Annotated in this window: 19 protein-coding genes and 1 riboswitch; of the genes, 18 read left to right on the top strand and 1 reads right to left on the bottom strand. The window is 50.4% G+C overall.

The annotated features are described in order from the left end of the window. Window positions 1-77 precede the first annotated feature (77 nt). The 9 genes from ACQ4MX_RS10240 (at window position 78) to purF (ending at window position 10,234) form a co-directional block, all read left to right on the top strand. Complete coding sequence (locus ACQ4MX_RS10240) at window positions 78-512, top strand: universal stress protein (protein WP_044647006.1); 435 nt, start codon at window positions 78-80, stop codon at window positions 510-512. Between the two features lie 352 nt (window positions 513-864). Then, window positions 865-966: riboswitch (purine riboswitch) on the top strand. Window positions 967-1,113: 147 nt separating this feature from the next. Next, on the top strand, window positions 1,114-1,599 hold the full coding sequence (gene purE / locus ACQ4MX_RS10235) for a 5-(carboxyamino)imidazole ribonucleotide mutase (RefSeq protein WP_431090437.1): 486 nt from the start codon (window positions 1,114-1,116) through the stop codon (window positions 1,597-1,599). Further along, on the top strand, window positions 1,596-2,771 hold the full coding sequence (purK, locus tag ACQ4MX_RS10230) for a 5-(carboxyamino)imidazole ribonucleotide synthase (RefSeq protein WP_431090436.1): 1,176 nt from the start codon (window positions 1,596-1,598) through the stop codon (window positions 2,769-2,771). Before purE ends, purK begins: the two co-directional genes overlap by 4 nt. A gap of 2 nt (window positions 2,772-2,773) precedes the next feature. Beyond that, the gene (gene purB, locus ACQ4MX_RS10225) at window positions 2,774-4,072 is read left to right on the top strand and encodes an adenylosuccinate lyase (RefSeq protein WP_431090435.1); all 1,299 of its coding nucleotides are present in this window, start codon (window positions 2,774-2,776) and stop codon (window positions 4,070-4,072) included. 595 nt (window positions 4,073-4,667) lie between these two features. Further along, complete coding sequence (locus ACQ4MX_RS10220) at window positions 4,668-5,549, top strand: phosphoribosylaminoimidazolesuccinocarboxamide synthase (RefSeq protein WP_431090434.1); 882 nt, start codon at window positions 4,668-4,670, stop codon at window positions 5,547-5,549. A gap of 58 nt (window positions 5,550-5,607) precedes the next feature. Further along, a complete protein-coding gene (purS, locus tag ACQ4MX_RS10215) occupies window positions 5,608-5,853 on the top strand; it encodes a phosphoribosylformylglycinamidine synthase subunit PurS (protein ID WP_431090433.1) in 246 nt (81 codons plus the stop codon). Between the two features lie 4 nt (window positions 5,854-5,857). Then, complete coding sequence (gene purQ, locus ACQ4MX_RS10210) at window positions 5,858-6,547, top strand: phosphoribosylformylglycinamidine synthase subunit PurQ (RefSeq protein WP_431090432.1); 690 nt, start codon at window positions 5,858-5,860, stop codon at window positions 6,545-6,547. Further along, window positions 6,525-8,768: a phosphoribosylformylglycinamidine synthase subunit PurL gene (gene purL, locus ACQ4MX_RS10205; RefSeq protein WP_431090431.1), complete on the top strand. Its 2,244-nt coding sequence runs from the start codon at window positions 6,525-6,527 to the stop codon at window positions 8,766-8,768. The genes purQ and purL overlap by 23 nt, the downstream gene beginning before the upstream one ends. Continuing rightward, window positions 8,753-10,234: an amidophosphoribosyltransferase gene (gene purF, locus ACQ4MX_RS10200; protein WP_431090430.1), complete on the top strand. Its 1,482-nt coding sequence runs from the start codon at window positions 8,753-8,755 to the stop codon at window positions 10,232-10,234. The genes purL and purF overlap by 16 nt, the downstream gene beginning before the upstream one ends. Window positions 10,235-10,621: 387 nt before the next feature. On the opposite strand, the gene ACQ4MX_RS10195 is transcribed toward purF, so the two are convergent. Further along, window positions 10,622-10,882, bottom strand: a complete 261-nt coding sequence (locus ACQ4MX_RS10195; protein ID WP_431090429.1) for a hypothetical protein — start codon at window positions 10,880-10,882, stop codon at window positions 10,622-10,624. 59 nt (window positions 10,883-10,941) lie between these two features. On the opposite strand from ACQ4MX_RS10195, the gene purM reads away from it, so the two are divergent. The 9 genes from purM to ACQ4MX_RS10150 all read left to right on the top strand — a co-directional run bounded on the left by purM (window position 10,942) and on the right by ACQ4MX_RS10150 (window position 19,363). Continuing rightward, the gene (purM, locus tag ACQ4MX_RS10190) at window positions 10,942-11,982 is read left to right on the top strand and encodes a phosphoribosylformylglycinamidine cyclo-ligase (RefSeq protein ID WP_431090428.1); all 1,041 of its coding nucleotides are present in this window, start codon (window positions 10,942-10,944) and stop codon (window positions 11,980-11,982) included. Then, a complete protein-coding gene (purN, locus tag ACQ4MX_RS10185) occupies window positions 11,982-12,596 on the top strand; it encodes a phosphoribosylglycinamide formyltransferase (RefSeq protein ID WP_431090427.1) in 615 nt (204 codons plus the stop codon). Before purM ends, purN begins: the two co-directional genes overlap by 1 nt. 106 nt (window positions 12,597-12,702) lie before the next feature. After that, a complete protein-coding gene (gene purH, locus ACQ4MX_RS10180) occupies window positions 12,703-14,250 on the top strand; it encodes a bifunctional phosphoribosylaminoimidazolecarboxamide formyltransferase/IMP cyclohydrolase (RefSeq protein ID WP_431091297.1) in 1,548 nt (515 codons plus the stop codon). A gap of 90 nt (window positions 14,251-14,340) precedes the next feature. Then, window positions 14,341-15,606, top strand: coding sequence for a phosphoribosylamine--glycine ligase (gene purD / locus ACQ4MX_RS10175; RefSeq protein WP_431090426.1), 1,266 nt, complete (start codon window positions 14,341-14,343; stop codon window positions 15,604-15,606). A 127-nt stretch (window positions 15,607-15,733) separates the two neighbouring features. Beyond that, complete coding sequence (locus ACQ4MX_RS10170; protein ID WP_431090425.1) at window positions 15,734-16,420, top strand: TetR/AcrR family transcriptional regulator; 687 nt, start codon at window positions 15,734-15,736, stop codon at window positions 16,418-16,420. A 106-nt stretch (window positions 16,421-16,526) separates the two neighbouring features. Beyond that, window positions 16,527-17,387 carry a transporter substrate-binding domain-containing protein gene (locus tag ACQ4MX_RS10165; RefSeq protein ID WP_044647018.1) on the top strand — a complete coding sequence of 287 codons (861 nt, stop codon included), beginning with the start codon at window positions 16,527-16,529 and terminating at the stop codon, window positions 17,385-17,387. 85 nt (window positions 17,388-17,472) lie between these two features. Then, window positions 17,473-18,120, top strand: coding sequence for an amino acid ABC transporter permease (locus tag ACQ4MX_RS10160; RefSeq protein WP_431090424.1), 648 nt, complete (start codon window positions 17,473-17,475; stop codon window positions 18,118-18,120). Window positions 18,121-18,137: 17 nt separating this feature from the next. Next, window positions 18,138-18,884 carry an amino acid ABC transporter ATP-binding protein gene (locus tag ACQ4MX_RS10155; protein WP_431090423.1) on the top strand — a complete coding sequence of 249 codons (747 nt, stop codon included), beginning with the start codon at window positions 18,138-18,140 and terminating at the stop codon, window positions 18,882-18,884. Between the two features lie 53 nt (window positions 18,885-18,937). Next, window positions 18,938-19,363: an OsmC family protein gene (locus ACQ4MX_RS10150; RefSeq protein ID WP_431090421.1), complete on the top strand. Its 426-nt coding sequence runs from the start codon at window positions 18,938-18,940 to the stop codon at window positions 19,361-19,363. Window positions 19,364-19,464: the final 101 nt, after the last annotated feature.

Raw genomic sequence — 19,464 nt, 5'->3', positions numbered from 1 at the left:
GTGAATGTACGAACGCCCAAAGGAATACATATTTCAGGCTTTGTTCTAACAAACTGAATAGGAAGAGGTGCATATGTATGTTATTTTCGAAAATATTGCTTGCTTATGATGGTTCCGAGGCATCCAACAAGGCCCTGCTGAAGGCAGCAGAATTAACCAAGGCATCACCGTCCTCGCAGCTTGAGGTTGTAACAGCATTTGATTTTCCGCGTATATTCATGGGGGAAGGTTTGGCTCCGATTCCAGCTTCGGTGAATAAAGAATATTACGATTTGGCGGAGCAAACCACGGATGAGGTCAAAAAACGGCTTGCCGACCAGGGCATTGACGCCAAGGTGGAGCTGATTCAGGGTTCGCCAGCTGAAGTTATTTTGGATTATGCGAATGAAAATGGCTTCGATGTGATTGTGATCGGCAGCCGTGGTTTGGGTGGTATTCGTGAATTTGTGCTAGGCAGTGTCAGTCATAATGTGGTGCAGCATGCGCGTATTCCTGTGCTGGTCGTGAAGTAACAGAATAGAAGGAATAAAAGTCGGATTACTGCCTGTACAGGAAGTACCGGCTTTTATTTTTTTGTGGAGCATAGAGCCGATCTATGATGGTAGTCTGAGGCAAAGAGTCGGCTAAATGTATAGCTACCGTCCCGTCTTGCGGGTAGAAAAGGGTTTGTGTTTTGTAAAACACGAACATTCAATTGGTTGATTTTAATAATGTTCGTTTCCAAGTTGACATAAGGTGTAGGGAATTGTTAAACTATGAAGTGTATTGTCGATAAAAAAAGAACTTTAGGTAAAAATTAATAAGGTACACATGCTTGAGCCGAAACAGACCACGATAATACTTGTAAAGAATATGTTTAAAGGTCGAGTAGGCAAAATGATGACTCGTATAATGCCGGGGATATGGCCCGGAAGTTTCTACCTGGAAACCTTAAATTTCCGGACTACGGGAGACATACGGCTGAAGCCGCTTTTGTTGCGGTGAAACAGGCTTGCCTTTGGCATGCCCTTGAGAGGCTTTGTCGTTTGTTTTTCGTAGTCCGGTGTCTTGAAAATAACATTATTTTCGAGTGCCGGATTTTTGGCGCTTATTGATAAACAGGGAGTGAAGGACATGTCAGTGCAGGTCGCTGTCATTATGGGCAGCACATCGGACTGGGACACCATGCAGCATGCATGTGCTGTGCTGGACGAGCTTGAAATCGGATATGAGAAAAAGGTAGTCTCAGCCCATCGTACACCGGATTTGATGTTCCGTTTTGCTGAGGAAGCCGCCGGGCGCGGGTTGAAGGTCATTATTGCCGGAGCGGGCGGCGCGGCGCATTTACCGGGTATGGTGGCGGCCAAGACGACATTACCAGTCATCGGTGTGCCTGTCCAGTCGAAGGCGCTGAATGGTCTGGACTCCTTGCTCTCCATTGTGCAGATGCCGGGAGGCATTCCGGTCGCTACTGTAGCAATTGGTAAAGCAGGCGCTACGAATGCAGGACTGCTGGCAGCACAAATATTGGGTGCTTTTGATGAAAAAGTGCGCCAGCGGGTCGAGGCAAGACGCGACCGTATCCGTGATGAGGTGCTGGAAGGCAGTGACTCGCTATGAATGAGGCATGTGAACCCGTCGGCTGTGTTCGACCTCCCGGTACAACGATTGGACTTTTGGGGGGCGGACAGCTGGGAAGAATGCTGGTACTGGCCGGAGCAAAGATGGGTTACCGTTTTGTGACACTGGACCCGACACCGGATAGTCCGTGCGGCCAGGTGTCAGAGCAGATTCTAGCTGCCTATGATGATGAGCATGCAGCCAGAGAGTTGGCCGGGCGATGCGACGTGATTACGTATGAGTTTGAAAATGTGGATGCGGGTGTAGCCGCGCTTTTGGAACAGGAATCAAGCGTGCCTCAGGGTAGCCGTTTATTGTACACAACACAGCATCGGCTACGGGAAAAACGCTCCATTGAAGCCGCTGGCGTTCCGGTCGCTCCGTATCGTGAAATCGGCAGCGCTGCCGATATGGTTCAAGCGGTAGCCGAGTTGGGCGTGCCATGTGTGCTCAAGACAGCAGTCGGCGGTTATGATGGTAAGGGACAGGTGGTCATTCGCCAACCCGAGGAAGCCGTAGCTGCTTACGAAGGGTTGGTTGGTAGCGGTGCGGAACTGGTGTTAGAACAGTTCATTCGTTTTCGCTGTGAAATCTCGGTAATCGTAGCACGCAGCACGAACGGGGAAGCCAAAGCCTTCCCGCCTGCGGAAAATATTCATGTGAACAATATTTTACACACGTCGATTGTACCCGCGCGCGTGCCACAATCCGTGCAGGAGGAAGCACGCAAGCTGGCTTTGGCTGTGGCGGAGTCGTTAGGCGCGGTGGGTCTGCTCGCTGTAGAGATGTTCGTTACCGAAGACGGACATTTGTACGTCAATGAGCTGGCACCGAGGCCGCACAACTCCGGTCATTACACGATGGAGGGATGCGCAACGTCGCAATTTGAGCAGCATATACGTGCCATTTGCGGCTTGCCGCTGGGAAGCACGAAGCTGCTGACTCCGGTCGTTATGGTCAATGTGCTAGGTGAGCATTTGGAGGACGTGATTCAGCGGTTCGTTCAGCCGGATGCCGAAGCTGAAAGATTGGATGTTGTGCCCAAGCTGCATTTGTATGGAAAAAGCGAAGCCAAACCAGGCCGAAAGATGGGACATATGAATCTACTGTGCCAGGATGCGGAACAAGCGCTGGAATGGATTGAACAAACCAATATTTGGGGGAATAAATAGTTATGATCGAACGCTATAGCAGACCGGAAATGAGAGCGATTTGGACGGAAGAAAATAAATTTAAAGCATGGCTGGAAGTAGAACTGTGTGCCTGTGAAGCTTGGGCAGAATTGGGCGTCATTCCGAAAGAGGACACTGTGGCGCTGCGTAAGAACGCAAGCTTTGATATCGACCGGATCTATGAGATTGAACAGGAAACAAGACATGATGTCATTGCTTTTACTCGCACGGTGTCCGAAAGCCTTGGCGATGAGCGCAAATGGGTGCATTACGGCCTGACCTCCACGGATGTGGTAGATACCGCACTGGGCTACCTGTTGAAGCAGGCGAATGAAATTCTGGAGCGCGATATCTTGAATTTTATTGAAATTTTGAAGGAAAAAGCAATGACTTACAAGCATACGCCGATGATGGGTCGTACACACGGGGTACACGCTGAACCGACGACGTTTGGCCTGAAAATGGCTTTGTGGTACGAGGAAATGAAGCGCAATTTGGAACGTTTCCGCTTTGCGGCTGACCAGGTTGAATACGGTAAAATGTCTGGTGCAGTCGGTACGTACGCTAACATTGATCCAGCGGTAGAAGAGTTTGTATGCCACAAGCTGGGCACCAAGCCTGCGCCAATCTCCACACAAACGCTCCAACGTGATCGTCATGCCGAATACATGGCGACATTGGCACTGGTAGCCACATCGCTGGACAAATTTGCAACAGAAGTTCGCGCGCTGCAAAAGAGTGAATTCCGTGAGGTGGAAGAAGCCTTCGCGAAGGGTCAAAAAGGTTCCTCTGCGATGCCGCATAAACGCAATCCAATCGGCAGTGAAAACATCTCTGGTCTGGCGCGTGTGATTCGGGGGCATATGGTATCCGCGTATGAGAACGTAACGCTGTGGCATGAGCGCGACATTTCGCATTCTTCCGTGGAACGTATCATTTTGCCAGATGCAACGATGCTGTTGAACTACATGCTGAACCGTTTTGGCAATATCGTGAAGAATCTGACGGTATTCCCTGAAAATATGAAGCGCAATATGGCGCGTACGTATGGTGTACCGTTCTCTGGCCGTATTATGACGAAGCTGATTGACAAGGGCTTTAGCCGTGAAAAAGCCTACGATACCGTGCAGCCGCGTGCTATGCAGGCATGGGAAGAGCAACGTCAATTCCGCGAAATCGTTGAGGCGACTCCGGAAATTACCGCCGTACTCAGCCCGGACGAAATCGAGGATGCTTTCAACCCGGCATGGCATCTGAAAAACGTAGATACGATCTTTAAAAAGCTGGGATTAGGGGAGTAAGAGGGATGGTTGGCGCGTGGGGAGGCCGCTGCGCGAACGGATCATTCTTCCGATTGCTGTTGCCCCTGGATTCCTGGATTGGAATAAACCCGTAAAGGTTGGAATACAGGGGCAAAGGCAAACGCTGACGCTTCTTCAGAACGATTCCGTTCGCTCCGCTGCAATCCAGCACCAACCCTCGTGTGGGAGCAGGAATAGGGGGTGTTGCGGCACATAAGATGCCGCAACACCCCAAAGAGTGATAGAAAAGTGTGTTCCACTGCTTTTCTGTCGCGAAGCAACGTTCTTGGGAGGGCTGCCGAATTTGCGTAGCAAACTGCCTGCAGCCCTCCCAAGAACGCGCAAGGCTCAAGGAGCGAAGCCTTGAGCCAACATAAAAGCGTTGCTGGATTAAAGCTTGTGTCAACAAGCCTTAATCCAGCGGAACGCGCTCACACCACCCCAGCTACAATAAACAGCCCCGCCCACTCACTGCGCCAACCCTTGCGGGAGTCCCGAGGGCAGCAGCCCTGGGAGTCCTCCCCGAGGGGAGGATTTAGGAGGGGCAAGGTTCGATTTAGGAGGGGCCATACTCTTTTGAAAGAGGTGTAATGAAATGTCATTGTCTACTGCCGAGGGTCTGATCCATGCGCCGCTGCTCTACAAAGGCAAGGTGCGTGAGCTGTATGATCTCGGAGAGCATTTTCTGATTGTCGTGACGGACCGGATTTCGGCCTTTGATTATGTGCTGGAGCCACCCGTGCCCGAAAAGGGGAATGTGCTGAATAAGCTCAGCGCTTTCTGGTTTGAACAGACGAAGGACTTGTTGGAAAACCATGTCGTGCATACCGATGTGAACAAGCTCGGACATGTGATCGACGAACAGAATAAAGAATTGCTGAAAGACCGGATCATGGTCACGTTGAAGGCTGAACGTATCGACATTGAATGTGTGGTGCGCGGATATATTACTGGAGGTGGTTGGCGTCAGTATGAGCAGAACGGTGAGGTGAACGGCATTCCATTGCCGAAGGGGCTACGTAAAAATGAGCGTTTTCCCAAGCCTTTATTTACACCGGCTGCGAAAAATGATGTTGGACACGACGAGGACATTTCTCTCCATCAGATGAAAGAGCTGGTTGGGGCCCAACTGACAGATGAGCTTGAGGAAAAAAGCTTGGCATTGTACGAATTTGCGCGTGCTTTCTGCGAGAAGCGTGGAATTATTTTAGCGGACTGCAAGTTTGAGTTTGGTCTTGTTAACGGAAAAGTTATTTTGATTGACGAAATTTTCACTCCAGATTCATCCCGTTTCTGGGCACAGGAAAAATATGAACTGGATGTCGAGATTGACAGCATGGACAAGGAACCGGTACGTAGCTATTTGGCAGCATCCGGTTGGGACAAGAACAGCAAGCCCGATCCGTTGCCTGCTGAGGTTGTAGAAGAAACGACTGCAAGATATACGGATATTTGGCGGCGTCTGACGGCACAGTAAATAGTAATCATAATTCAACCAATAGGATTCATCCATTCGGAGGAGGAACTGAAGGAACATGATTAAAGCAACGGTCTATGTCACAATTAAGCAAAGCGTTTTGGACCCGCAAGGGGTTGCGGTGCAAGGCGCACTGCATTCTATGGGTTTCGGAGAAGTGGACAGCGTCAGAATTGGTAAGTATATGGAATTGAATCTGGATACAACAGACCGCGAGAGTGCTGAAAAGCGCATCATTGAGATGTGCGAAAAGCTGTTGGCCAACACGGTCATTGAAGACTACCGCTACGAACTGGAGGGCTGATTCCATGAAATTTGCAGTTCTGGTTTTTCCGGGCTCCAACTGTGATATTGACTGCTATAAGGCGGTAGAGGACACGGTCGGTGAACCTGTCGATTATGTTTGGCATACTGCGACGGATCTGTCGCCTTATGATTGTATTCTTGTTCCAGGAGGCTTCTCCTACGGGGATTACCTGCGTTGCGGCGCGATTTCCCGGTTTGCTCCGGTGATGAAGGAAGTTGCCAAAGCGGCTGCCGAGGGCAAATATATTTTGGGCATTTGCAACGGATTTCAAATTCTGACCGAAGCTGGGCTGCTGCCAGGGGCTTTACGCCGTAATCTGTCGATGAAATTCCTATGCCGGGATACGGTGTTGCAGGTTGCGAATAACCAAACACCTTTTACAAGAGATTATGCTGCTGGTGAAGAGATCATTATTCCGATCGCCCACGGTGAAGGCAACTATTACTGTGATGATGAGACGCTGGCTCGCTTGCAGGCGAATAACCAGATCGTATTTACGTATAAAGATAATCCAAACGGTTCTGTGACGGATATCGCAGGGATTTGTAATGAACAAGGAAACGTGCTGGGCATGATGCCTCACCCGGAACGCGCGGTGGACGCATTGCTTGGAACGGATGACGGCAAACGTATGTTTACATCTATTTTGAACGCTTGGAGGGATCGTCATGGCGCAGCAAGTATCCGCTAAGGAACCAACGGCAGAGCAGGTTGCCGAACATAAACTGTATCAGCAGATGGGTGTGTCGGACAGCGAATATGCGTTGATCTGTGAATTCATGGGGCGTCAGCCGAACTATACGGAGATAGGTGTATTCAGTGTCATGTGGTCAGAGCATTGTGCTTACAAAAACTCCAAGCCGTTGCTGCGTCGTTTTCCAACGAGTGGCCCACGAGTTCTGATGGGACCGGGTGAGGGCGCAGGGATTGTAGATATCGGTGATAATCAGGCAGTTGTATTTAAAATCGAAAGTCATAACCATCCGTCGGCTGTGGAACCTTTTCAGGGGGCAGCGACAGGGGTCGGCGGCATCATCCGTGATATTTTCTCGATGGGCGCAAGACCTGTGGCGGTGCTGAACTCCCTGCGTTTTGGCAAGCTGGAGAGCGACCGTGTGAAATATTTGTTCGAGCATGTGGTATCCGGTATTGCCGGATACGGGAACTGTATCGGTATTCCGACGGTCGGCGGCGAGGTTGTATTCGATGAAAGCTACGAAGGCAATCCACTCGTCAATGCGATGTGTGTCGGACTGATTGACCATGATAAAATCCAGCGTGGTGTTGCTAAAGGGGTCGGTAACCCGGTGTTTTATGTGGGACCGCCGACAGGCCGTGACGGGATTCATGGAGCGACATTCGCATCGGTTGAGCTGACCGAGGAATCCGAAGCGAATCGGACGGCGGTTCAGGTAGGCGATCCATTTATGGAGAAGCTGGTTATGGAATCATGTCTGGAGCTGATCGACAGCGGTATTGTGTTGGGTATTCAGGATATGGGTGCGGCAGGACTTACCTGCTCCAGCGCGGAGATGGCGAGTAAGGCTGGCAACGGTCTGGAGCTGTATCTGGATCAGGTACCCCAGCGTGAAGAGGGTATGACACCTTATGAAATGATGCTGTCTGAATCTCAGGAACGCATGCTGTTCGTAGTAGAACCGAAGGATGAAGCACAGGCGCTTGAAATTTTCGAGCGTTGGGGTGTGATTTGTGCCAAGGTTGGTAAGGTGACGGATGACGGACGTTTGCGTTTGTTCCATCACAGTGAAGTGGTGGGTGACATGCCAGTGACGGCGCTGGTGGACGAGTGTCCGATTTACGACAAGCCTTCTGAAGTTCCTGCTTATTATGAGCAGAACGCTACCATTGACACACTGCGTTATGCAGAAGTGACGGATTTGAACGGTGCGTTGAAAAAGGTACTGTCTTCGCCAAGTGTAGCTAGTAAAAAATGGGTATATGAGCAGTATGATTACATGGTTCGCACCAGCACGGCCGTTCGTCCGGGCTCGGATGCGGCAGTAGTGACCGTGCACGGAACCCGCAAGGGACTTGCCATGACGACGGATTGTAACGGACGTTATGTATACCTTGATCCAGAGGTAGGCGGACGGATTGCGGTCAGCGAAGCAGCACGTAATATTGTATGCTCCGGCGGCGAACCGCTAGCGATTACGGACAACCTGAACTTCGGTAACCCTGAGAAACCGGATATTTTCTGGCAAATGGAAAAAGCTGTAGACGGGATGGCAGAAGCTTGCCGCGTACTGGATACACCTGTCATCGGGGGCAACGTCAGCTTATACAACGAAAATACCAAAGGTTCCATCTATCCGACGCCCGTTGTCGGCATGGTGGGTCTGGTGCATGATACGGATCATATTACGACACAAGGTTTTAAAGCCGAAGGCGACGTGATTTTCCTGGTGGGAGAAACGAAGGCCGAACTGGGAGGCAGTGAGTTTCAGGCTGTCGTACACGGTGTATCCGAAGGACGACCGCCTGAGCTGGATTTGAACGTGGAGAAAAAGCTGCTGAATGCGGTGCTTAGCGCCATCCAATCAGGCTTGGTACAATCCGCGCATGATCTGGCAGAGGGCGGTTTGGCTGTAGCGCTTGCGGAATCTGGAATTAGCGGCGGATTGGGAGCACAGGTCAACGTAGAAACGACCTTGCGTCCTGACCATGCTTTGTTTAGCGAAAGTCAGTCCCGCATTTTGTTATCTGCATCGCCAGATCAAGCGTCTGCGCTGGAAGCACATCTGCGTGGTTTGGAAGTGCCAGTTACGGTATTAGGAAAAGTTGAAGGATCACAATTGACAGTTGAGGTGAACGGACAACCCGCTTTGAACGAGGCAGTCGCCAGTTTGAAGCAAATCTGGGAGGATGTCATTCCATGTCTGATGAAATAACAGCACGGACGTTGTGGACTGGAGATTATTATAATGAAGGCTCTGGTAAAGAGGGGCTGTTTGATAAATTAAAAGAGGAATGCGGCGTATTCGGGGTGTACAGACACTCCGATGCTGCTTCTCTAGCATATTACGGATTGCATGCGCTCCAACATCGTGGGGAGGAAAGTGCGGGCATCTGTGTGAGCAGTGGAAACGAGTTCCATTATCATCGTGGAATGGGCCTTGTAAAAGAAGTGTTCAATAAAGATTTGATGGCTTCGCTGACAGGCGACATTGCGATAGGACATGTGCGCTACTCGACAAGTGGAGACAGTAAGCTAACGAATGCACAGCCTTTGGTGTTCAAGTATCGTGATGGTGATCTAGCGGTAGCGACGAACGGAAATATCGTGAATGCTTTGCAAATCCGGCATGAGCTGGAGCAGGGCGGGTCTATTTTTCAAACGACAAGCGATACAGAAGTAGTAGCGCATTTGATCGCTCGGTCGTCCAAGGATTTGGTGGAGGCCGCCAAAGATGCATTGAAGCGTATTGTCGGTGGGTTTGCTTTTCTCATTATGACCAACGACAAGCTGCTGGTAGCTTCCGATCCTAACGGCTTGCGTCCGTTGACGATGGGCAGATTGGGTGATGCATATTTGTTTGCTTCTGAATCCTGTGCTTTGGAAACGATTGGAGCAGAGCTGTTGCGCGATATCGAGCCGGGTGAGCTATTGGTGCTGGACAAAAACGGGCTGCATGAAGACCGCTACAGTGAAGGCAAGCATCGTAAAGCACTGTGCGCGATGGAATATATTTATTTTGCCCGTCCGGACAGTGACTTGAACGGAGCCAATCTTCATGCTGCACGTAAAAGAATGGGCAGCCAAATGGCGTTGGAAGCTTTTGTTGATGCTGATTTGGTTACCGGGGTACCGGATTCCAGTATTTCTGCGGCGATTGGTTATGCAGAGCAAACAGGTATTCCTTATGAATTGGGCATGATTAAAAATAAATACACCGGACGTACCTTCATCCAACCGAGTCAGGAGCTGCGCGAGCAGGGTGTGAAAATGAAGCTGAGCGCCGTACGCCGTGTTGTCGAAGGTAAACGGGTCATCATGATCGACGATTCCATTGTGCGGGGCACCACGTCCCGACGCATCGTGAATATGCTGCGGGATGCAGGCGCGCTAGAGGTACATGTACGCATCACCTCGCCGCCTTTCAAAAACCCGTGCTTCTACGGCATCGACACGCCGGATCGCCGGGAACTGATCGCGTCGTCCAAAACAGTCGAGGAAATCCGCCAGGAGATTAACGCCGATTCGCTCTATTTTATGAGCGCTGAGGGCTTGATCGCCGCTGTAGGCGGATATAACGAAGAGGATTACAAAGGCGGTTTGTGCCTGGCCTGCTTCGATAATGATTATCCCACTCAAGTGGATTTCAAGGGCGAAGAAAAGCTCGGATGTAGTTGTTGATAAAAGGGGAACAAAAGAGGTACAGCGGCGCATGGTGGTGTGGGGATGATGCGATTCTGAGGGGGCCACTCCGCGTGTGGAAGGTTCTTACGATCGCTGTTGCCGCTGGATTCATGGATTGGAATAACCCTTATAGGGTTAGAATCCAGCGGCAAAGGCGAACGCTTCGCTTCTCCAGAATCCTTCCACCCGCTGCGTTCCTCAGAGCGGCATCCTTTTGCAGCAGTGCCTGTACCTCTTCTGTTCCCACGGGGAAGAGGATAGGAAAGGCAGTTAAAAACTCATGGCATAACTATTTCATGCCATGAGTTTTTAACGGGCGGCCGTAAAGCCGCCCGTGAGCCAGCGAAGCGAGGCTCAATAGCAGGCAGGGCGAAGCTGCCTGCCTCAAAGGGCAAAGAAGTAAGCCAGCCGTTGGTGCGGCTCACTTCTTTGCCCGGCACGTCCCCGCCTTTGCGAAGCAAACAGCCTGGGACGTGCCCGCCGCCGCAAAGGCGGCCACGTTCTAAAGCGTGTCTTTGTGGTTGGCGGGAAAATCCCGCCAATCACAAGGACAACACGCGACTCACAGCACGAACCAACCACCAAGCAACACCCAACCCTACGCATCTGACCGACTCTTGAGGGGTCCAGGGGGAGCAGCCCCATGGAATCCTCCCTACTAGGGAGGACTTAGGAGGGTCAATCATTTGAAGGAGTGTTCATGAATGTCCGAAGCATACAAAAACGCAGGGGTAGATATCGCTGCCGGTAATGAAGCAGTAGAACGGATGAAAAAGCACGTCAAACGTACCTTCCGTCCCGAAGTGCTGACGGATTTGGGCGGATTCGGTGCGTTGTTCGGCCTGAATAAGGATAAGTACGAGGAGCCTGTACTCGTTTCTGGTACGGATGGAGTTGGCACGAAGCTGAAGCTTGCTTTTGCAATGGATCGTCATGACACCATTGGTATTGATGCGGTTGCGATGTGTGTGAACGATATTGTCGTCGGGGGCGCTGAGCCACTCTTTTTTCTCGACTACCTCGCTTGTGACAAGGTTATACCTGAGAAAATCGAAGCCATTGTTGCCGGGATCGCTGAGGGCTGCCATCAGTCGGGTTGTGCGCTGGTTGGCGGTGAAACAGCAGAAATGCCGGGGATGTACAGCGAAGGTGAATACGATATTGCCGGATTCACGGTAGGGATTGTAGATAAAAGCAAGATCATTAACGGCAGTTCCATTGCCCCCGGAAATACGGTTATCGGACTGGCCTCCAGCGGAGTACACAGTAATGGTTTCTCACTGGTTCGCAAGCTGTTGTTGGAACAGCAAGGATACAGTCTGCATGATGAAATCGAAGGCTTGAACGGCAAACTGGGCGATGTACTGCTGGAGCCTACGAAAATCTATGTGAAATCCGTTTTGGCATTGTTGGACAAGGTAAAGGTAAAAGGCATGGCGCATATCACGGGCGGCGGTTTTATCGAGAATATCCCTAGAGTGCTGCCGGATCACGTTAATGTGGATATAGAATACGGAGCTTGGCCGATTCTGCCGATCTTCCAGCTCATGCAGGAAAAAGGCGCAATCTCCAACAAAGACATGTTCACAACCTTTAATATGGGGATTGGTATGGTTATCGTTGTAGGCGAAGAGCATGCACAGACTGCACTGGAAGTTCTGAAAGAACAGGGCGAAGCCGCTTATGTGATCGGAAAAGTAACGGAAGGCAGTTCTATCGTGACCTTTACGGGAGCCGAGGTGTAATGAACGAGTACCGGGTTGCTGTTTTTGCATCAGGGGAAGGAACGAATTTTCAGTCATTGGTGGATGCGGCTGTGCGGGAAGAACTGGGCGGGGCAACGGTGGAACTGCTGATCTGTGACAAGCCTGCGGCTCCTGCCGTAGCCAGAGCACAGAAAGCCGGAATTGCGTGTCACACTTTTCGACCCAAGGAATATGCTTCCCGCGAAGATTATGAGCGTGAACTGGTATCTTTGCTGGAGCAGAAATCCATTGATCTCATCGTGTTAGCAGGCTACATGCGTTTGTTATCCAGTGTCATGGTAGATGCCTACGCCGGAAAAATCATCAATATTCATCCGTCGCTACTTCCTACATTTCCAGGGAAAGATGCTGTGGGACAGGCATTGGCCTATGGGGTCAAGGTAAGCGGGGTCACCGTTCATTTTGTGGACGGGGGGATGGATACTGGAGCAATTATTGCCCAGCGTGTCGTAGAAGTACACGACCATGATACAGCGGAATCCTTATCCGCAGCCATTCAATCCGTGGAACGTCAGTTATATCCAGAGGTGGTTGGCAGACTGGCTCAAGGCAAAATCCAATTGGATGGCCGTAAGGTGATTTCACTTCTCTAAAGATGATTGTAATTTGTCACATCATTGTCATATCAAGGATGCCGTATAGGCATTTTCCGATATTTCTCGGGAAATAAATTGATAAAGAGCTAAAGGAGGAGAAATGGTGAGTATTAAAAGAGCGCTTGTCAGCGTATCAGATAAACGGGGGATCGTGGAATTTTGCCGCGAGTTGTCCAAATTGGGTGTGGAAATCGTTTCGACAGGGGGAACGAGCAGCTTGTTGTCGAAGGAGGGTATTCCTGTCATCGGCATTTCAGAGGTAACAGGATTTCCTGAAATTATGGATGGACGTGTTAAAACACTCCATCCTGCGGTACACAGCGGCCTGCTGGCTGTTCGGGATAATGAGGAGCATCAGCGTCAGATGAAGGAGCTTGGACTGGATTATATTGATCTGGTCGTTGTGAATCTGTATCCTTTTGCGGAAACGATCGCCAAACCCGGTGTAACCTATGAGGACGCGATTGAAAATATTGATATCGGCGGTCCAACCATGCTGCGTTCTGCGGCGAAAAACCATGCATTCGTAAGTGTGGTAGTAGATGCGGATGATTACAGTACAGTGCTGGACGAAATCCGCAAGGATGGCGATACGGAGCTGAACACTCGTAAGCGTTTGGCAGCAAAGGTTTTCCGTCATACAGCCTCATACGACGCGCTCATCTCTGATTATTTGTCGAATGTGACAGGCGAGCCTTTGCCTGAGCGTTACACGGTAACCTATGAAAAAATTCAGGATTTGCGCTATGGCGAGAATCCGCATCAGCAGGCAGCATTCTACCGTCAGCCGTTGGCGGCGAAGGGTACACTGACGACAGCGAAGCAGCTTCACGGCAAGGAACTGTCCTACAATAATATCAACGATGCTAATGCGGCCCTGCAAATTGTTAAAGAATTTAGCGAGCCAGCAGTGGTAGCTGTTAAGCATATGAATCCTTGCGGCGTAGGAATCGGCGGCAGCATTTATGAAGCGTACAGCAAGGCGTATGCGGCTGATCCAACTTCCATTTTTGGCGGCATCGTAGCCGCTAACCGGATTATTGACGGCGATACAGCGAAGAAGCTGAGCGAAATCTTTTTGGAAATTGTACAGGCACCGGGCTTTACGGAAGAAGCACTGGAGATTTTGACGAAAAAGAAAAATATCCGTTTGCTCGATCTGGGCGAGTTGCCCACATCTGAACAGGCTGAGAGCCGTTTCGTAGTTACTTCCATCGAAGGGGGCATGGTTGTTCAGCAGAACGACATTCACGCTGTAGACCTGGACGCGCTTACTGTAGTGACAGATCGTGCACCTTCCGAGGAGGAACTGAAACAGCTTTTGTTTAGCTGGAAAGTGGTTAAGCATGTGAAGTCCAATGCGATCGTACTGGCGGCAGACAATATGACAATTGGCGTGGGTGCGGGACAAATGAACCGTGTCGGAGCGGCTAAAATCGCTATCGAGCAGGCTGGAGACAAAGCAAAAGGTGCTGTGCTGGCATCTGACGCATTTTTCCCGATGGGCGATACGCTGGAGCTGGCAGCCCAAGCAGGCATTACGGCAGTTATTCAGCCGGGCGGCTCCATCAAGGACGAAGAATCCATCAAGGTTGCTAACGAACACGGCATTGCGATGGTCTTCACAGGCGTGCGTCATTTCAAACACTAGCTTGTATTAGCTGAGAATGCAGCAGCATTCTCTCACACGAGGATTTTGCAAAATCTTGACACCATAACGGGAGCGGGAGGAATCACCTGAATGGATATTTTGGTTATCGGTGGGGGCGGCCGCGAGCATGCAATTGTGTGGGCACTGAAAAAAAGCCCCAAGGCCGGACAAATCTACTGCGCGCCGGGCAATGCTGGCATCGGGCAGTTGGCGGAGTGCGTACCGATTCCGGTGAGTGATTTTAACGCGTTGACAGAGCTGGCGGAATCCAAAAAGGTCGGACTTGTTGTGGTTGGCCCCGATGATCCGCTGGCAGACGGTATTGTGGATGCTTTTGAAGCGAAAGGCATTCCGGTATTCGGACCGCGTAAAAATGCAGCAGAAATTGAAGGCAGCAAAATCTTCATGAAGGATCTGCTGCACAAATACCATATTCCGACAGCAACCTATCGGAAGTTTTATACCTATGAGGAAGCACATGCCTATTTGAAGGAGCAGCCGATTCCTGTGGTCATTAAGGCGGATGGACTGGCAGCAGGCAAAGGGGTAACGGTCGCTTACTCTATGGAGGAAGCGGAAAAGGCTTTATCCGACATTATGGTAGCGAAGGTGTTCGGCGAAGCCGGTGCGCAGGTCGTGATCGAGGAGTTTCTGGCAGGACAGGAAATGTCGATTCTTTCCTTTGTGGATGGTGAAACGGTTCGCCCGATGGCAGCGGCGCAAGATCATAAGCCTATTTTTGATGGTGACAAAGGGCCGAATACCGGGGGGATGGGCACGTATTCCCCATTACCGCATATAGCCGATTCGATTATTGAGGAAGCCATTGAGACCATCATTAAGCCGACGGCAAAAGCGATGGTGGCTGAGGGTCGTCCGTTCCGGGGTGTTTTATTCGCCGGATTGATGATTTCGCCGGACGGAAAGCCGAAGACAATTGAGTTTAACGCACGCTTCGGTGATCCGGAAACGCAGGTTGTACTGCCACGGCTAAAATCTGATCTGCTTGATATTTTCCTGGCTGCTGTGAATGGCACGCTGGATCAGGTGGAGATTGAGTGGAAAGATGAAGCGGCGGTATGTGTGGTATTGGCTTCCGGTGGCTATCCCGGTACGTACGCCAAAGGGGTACCGATCCACGGACTGGATCAGGCGAATGAAGCCACCGTGTTTCATGCCGGTACAGGCATCAATGAACAGGGCGAGTGGGTCACAAACGGCGGACGTGTGTTGGGCGTGGTCGGCTTGGGACGTGATATTGCCGAAGCGCGGGACAAGGCGTATGAACAGGCAGCACGTATTACCTTTGAAGGCAAGCAAAACCGTACGGATATTGCGGCAAAAGCACTGCTATAGAAGCGTTTTTACAAGATAGAGAGGACCTCTTCGGAGGTTCTCTTTTTTTCGTTTGACAAAAGTATACTTATCCTATAGGATTAAAAATAAAAAACTGACTGACTGATCAATCGGGAGGAGGAAACCTATGCAGCCAAGGAAGGCGAAGCAGTCCGAGACAGCCGCGAATGGACCATTGGTTGATCACGCGGGAGAAGAAACAGCCGAAACCGATCGCAGAACACAGCTTCTTCACATTGCATTGAAGCGATTCGCCGAGCAAGGGTATCATCAAACGAAGATTTCAGATATCGTGGTCGAGGCCGGAGTGGCCCAAGGCACGTTTTATTGGCATTTTAAAAGTAAAGAAGCGCTGGCACTGGAGATTATCGCTACAGGCCGCGAACAACTGCTGGCAGCAATAGGACAAGGATACCGCCGTGATGCAGGCACGCTGGCTGATATGGTTAAAGCATCCGAAGCGCTGTTTGTCCGTCTGTTTGATTTTGCATTGGAGAACCGCTATCTGATGGGATTACTCCTGATCGGCAGCGGTGTTGATGAACCGGTACGCCAGAGCATTCGGGAGACGAGAATCGCGATGGAACTGGCCTTTCGACGCAATATGGAGCGGGCGATAGAGCTGAACATGCTACCCGCCGGATTGGATGTCGAATTACGGGCAGCGCTGCTCATGAGCATGATCGAAGGTGTTATTACACGCTGGCTATTTGGTTCCGAGGGAACACATGACAACATTACGCAGGTAACGGCTAAACGATTGGCGGCAGAAGCGGCTAATTTTGAATTTTACGGGCTGTTGAGTCAAGGCTAGGCGTGTGGGAGTCCACATCGCATGAATTGGCAGTAAGAGGCGAATAATAGAGCCAAAATACACATATGTACTCAATCATTTACATCCAGACAGGAGAGAACGATTCATGAAAACACGTAAAAGAGGGTTCCTGGTAACTACACTGATGGCTTTGGCCATGTTCAGTCTGGTGCTGAGCGCTTGTGGAACGAAACCGGAAGCTGCCAACAGCAGCAACGGAGCGGGCAGCAGCAATGAGGCGGCAGCGGGTAATCAGCTCGAAGCAATCAAGAAGGCTGGAGTGATCAAGGTTGGAATGATGGGGACGTACCAGCCGTACAATTTTTTGAACGATAAAAAGGAATTGGACGGATTTGATGTTGATATCGCGAATGAATTGGCGAAGCGTATCGGGGTCAAAGCGGAGTTCACGGCACAAGAATTTTCGGGACTCATTCCAAGTCTGCAAAAGAAGAAATTCGATGCGGTGATTAGCCAGGTGACGATTACGCCAGACCGTGAAAAGGTCATTGATTTCACAGAGCCGTATATCACCAACAATGTAAATATCATCGTGAACAACAAAACAAACGATATTACCAAGCTGGAGGATTTTAAAGGTAAAACGATTGGTGTCGGCTTGGGAACAAATGATGAGTCCTATCTGCGTAACGAAGTGCTGCCGAAGGTCGGCGATTTTGAGATTAAAACGTATGATGATGTCATTACTTCCTTGAAGGATCTGAACTCTGGTCGAATTGACGCAACAATCAACAATCTGTATGCACTCAAGCCCATTGTTGATAAAAATGGCTTCCAGATTAAGGCGGTAGGCGAGCCAATTAAATCCGACCAAGCGGGTGTGGCTATTAACAAGGATACTCCTGAGCTCAAAGCAGCCTTGAACAAGGCTCTGAAAGAAATGAAGGAAGACGGCACCTATAAAACGATTTTCAAAAAATGGTTCGGCGAGGAGCCGAAAGAATAACGTAAGCCTGTTACAGGCGTCTGGCTCCGGTCTTGGCTTTTATGCTGACATGGAGCCACTCGTCTGAAAGAAGGGAATATATACGATGCTTGAATTAATGTGGGAAAACGTTCCTTTTTTGTTGAAGGGCGCTTATTATACGCTGTATATCACGATTGTTTCCATGCTATTTGGCCTTATGATCGGCTTGGTGGTGGCAGTCGCCCGCTTAAAGGGAAATCGTCCGGTTCGTTGGCTGGCGGGGAGTTATGTATCTATCATTCGGGGAACACCGGTTTTGGTGCAGATTGCGGTCATTTACTATGGACTGGATGATTACGGAATATCGTTTGGCTCGCTGACGGCTGCTTGTCTTGCACTAAGTATCAATACAGGGGCGTATTTATCGGAGACGTTTCGTGGGGCTATTTTAGCGGTGCCAAAGGGTCAAACCGAAGCGGCCTATGCAACCGGAATGTCACCGGGTCAAACGATGTGGCGCATCATTCTTCCGCAGGCCGTGCGAATTGCGATTCCGCCGATGGGCAATACATTTGTCGGTATGCTTAAGGAAACGTCGCTCGTTTCGGTGATTGGGGTAAGTGAGCTGATGCGTCAGGCACAGCTTTTACAGGCACAGTATCTGCGCTATATGCCGTTTTTGCTCGAAATTGGCATCATGTACTGGATCATGAGCATTGGGTTCTCCGCTATACTGGAGCGGGTGGAAAAGCGTCTGGCCCGAGCTTATTAAGGTGGAGATGATAGAGGATGATAACAACAAGCGGTTTGGGTAAACGCTTCGGTCAGGTGGAAGTGTTAAAAAGCATTGATTTTCAGGTGGCCGCGCGTGAAATCGTCGTGTTGCTCGGCCCGAGTGGTTCGGGTAAAAGCACCTTGCTGCGCTGCTTGAACGGTCTGGAGGAATTGTCTTCCGGCAAGTTTGAGGTGAACGGGATCGAGGTAAATGCTACGGCTCCTCTTCGTACCCGGCAAGCAGCCATTCGTGATATTCGCAGGCAGACGGGGATGGTATTTCAGCAATTCAATCTGTATCCGCACAAAACAGCAATCGGCAATGTCATTGAAGGGCTGCTGACAGTGAAAAAAATGCCGCGTGACAAGGCTATGTCCATCGGACAGCGGTTGCTGGAGCGTGTGGGTTTGTCGGACAAGCAGGATGCTCATCCTTCGCGTTTGTCCGGTGGACAGCAGCAGCGGGTAGCGATTGCGCGTGCGCTGGCGATGGACCCGGCAATCATGCTATTCGACGAGCCGACATCAGCGCTCGATCCCGAGCTGGTCGGGGAGGTGCTGGGCGTTATGCGGGAGCTGGCCCAGGACGGGATGACGATGGTCGTCGTCACTCATGAAATGAAATTTGCCCGCGAGGTGGCGGACAAGGTTGTATTTATGGCGGATGGTGTGATTTTGGAGAAGGCTGCGCCACAGGCGTTTTTCGAGGCTCCCCAGCATGAGAGAACACAGAAATTTTTGCGTCAAATCAGTGAGTTTTGAAGCGAGAATAAGAACAGATTATAGATTATTAAGATGAAAGAAGGCCTTTGAACATGAAAGTATCTACAACTTGGCACGGCAAACGTGCGTTTACCTCGGAGGGACCGTCCGGTTATTCCGTTGGGATGGATGCTACGGCAGCTTATGGCGGCGATGGCAAAGGCATGACACCGATGGAGTTGCTGCTGGCGGGTCTGGCGGGATGTATTGGCATTGATATTACGATGATTCTGGATCGCTTCCTGTCGGACATTACCCGTATTGATATTGACGCAGAAGGTACGCGTAGGGAAGAAATGCCGAAGGGTTTTACAGCGATTGATCTGACGTTCCATGTAGATGGCGATGTTCCGGATTACCGCGTGTGGAAAGCGATTCAGATGGGTAAGGAAAAATATTGTGCCGTATCCGATTCCTTAAAAGCGGAGATTCGCATGCGCCTGATCCTAAACGGAACAGAAGTACCACATCCAGCGTAAGGGTGGAAGGTTAGTGAAGGAGAGTCAACCTGTGTTATATGCAGGGAGGCTCTCCTTTTTGAATTTATTTTCAAATATGACATGTAATGAAACTTTTTGTG

The sequence above is a fragment of the Paenibacillus sp. 8b26 genome, from assembly GCF_050626875.1.
Lineage (GTDB): Bacteria > Bacillota > Bacilli > Paenibacillales > Paenibacillaceae > Paenibacillus.
This window is presented reverse-complemented; position numbering and strand designations above follow the sequence as displayed.

Excerpts from the sequence above, each read along its gene's own strand:
- ACQ4MX_RS10160 (WP_431090424.1), top strand. The coding sequence starts at position 17,473 with ATGCTTGAATTAATGTGGGAAAACGTTCCTTTTTTGTTGAAGGGCGCT.
- purQ (WP_431090432.1), top strand. The coding sequence starts at position 5,858 with ATGAAATTTGCAGTTCTGGTTTTTCCGGGCTCCAACTGTGATATTGAC.
- ACQ4MX_RS10165 (WP_044647018.1), top strand. The coding sequence starts at position 16,527 with ATGAAAACACGTAAAAGAGGGTTCCTGGTAACTACACTGATGGCTTTG.
- ACQ4MX_RS10170 (WP_431090425.1), top strand. The coding sequence starts at position 15,734 with ATGCAGCCAAGGAAGGCGAAGCAGTCCGAGACAGCCGCGAATGGACCA.
- ACQ4MX_RS10155 (WP_431090423.1), top strand. The coding sequence starts at position 18,138 with ATGATAACAACAAGCGGTTTGGGTAAACGCTTCGGTCAGGTGGAAGTG.
- ACQ4MX_RS10220 (WP_431090434.1), top strand. The coding sequence starts at position 4,668 with ATGTCATTGTCTACTGCCGAGGGTCTGATCCATGCGCCGCTGCTCTAC.
- purB (WP_431090435.1), top strand. The coding sequence starts at position 2,774 with ATGATCGAACGCTATAGCAGACCGGAAATGAGAGCGATTTGGACGGAA.
- purL (WP_431090431.1), top strand. The coding sequence starts at position 6,525 with ATGGCGCAGCAAGTATCCGCTAAGGAACCAACGGCAGAGCAGGTTGCC.
- purS (WP_431090433.1), top strand. The coding sequence starts at position 5,608 with ATGATTAAAGCAACGGTCTATGTCACAATTAAGCAAAGCGTTTTGGAC.
- purM (WP_431090428.1), top strand. The coding sequence starts at position 10,942 with ATGTCCGAAGCATACAAAAACGCAGGGGTAGATATCGCTGCCGGTAAT.
- purD (WP_431090426.1), top strand. The coding sequence starts at position 14,341 with ATGGATATTTTGGTTATCGGTGGGGGCGGCCGCGAGCATGCAATTGTG.
- purN (WP_431090427.1), top strand. The coding sequence starts at position 11,982 with ATGAACGAGTACCGGGTTGCTGTTTTTGCATCAGGGGAAGGAACGAAT.
- ACQ4MX_RS10150 (WP_431090421.1), top strand. The coding sequence starts at position 18,938 with ATGAAAGTATCTACAACTTGGCACGGCAAACGTGCGTTTACCTCGGAG.
- ACQ4MX_RS10195 (WP_431090429.1), bottom strand. The coding sequence starts at position 10,882 with ATGGGGCTGCTCCCCCTGGACCCCTCAAGAGTCGGTCAGATGCGTAGG.
- purK (WP_431090436.1), top strand. The coding sequence starts at position 1,596 with ATGAATGAGGCATGTGAACCCGTCGGCTGTGTTCGACCTCCCGGTACA.
- purE (WP_431090437.1), top strand. The coding sequence starts at position 1,114 with ATGTCAGTGCAGGTCGCTGTCATTATGGGCAGCACATCGGACTGGGAC.
- purF (WP_431090430.1), top strand. The coding sequence starts at position 8,753 with ATGTCTGATGAAATAACAGCACGGACGTTGTGGACTGGAGATTATTAT.
- ACQ4MX_RS10240 (WP_044647006.1), top strand. The coding sequence starts at position 78 with ATGTTATTTTCGAAAATATTGCTTGCTTATGATGGTTCCGAGGCATCC.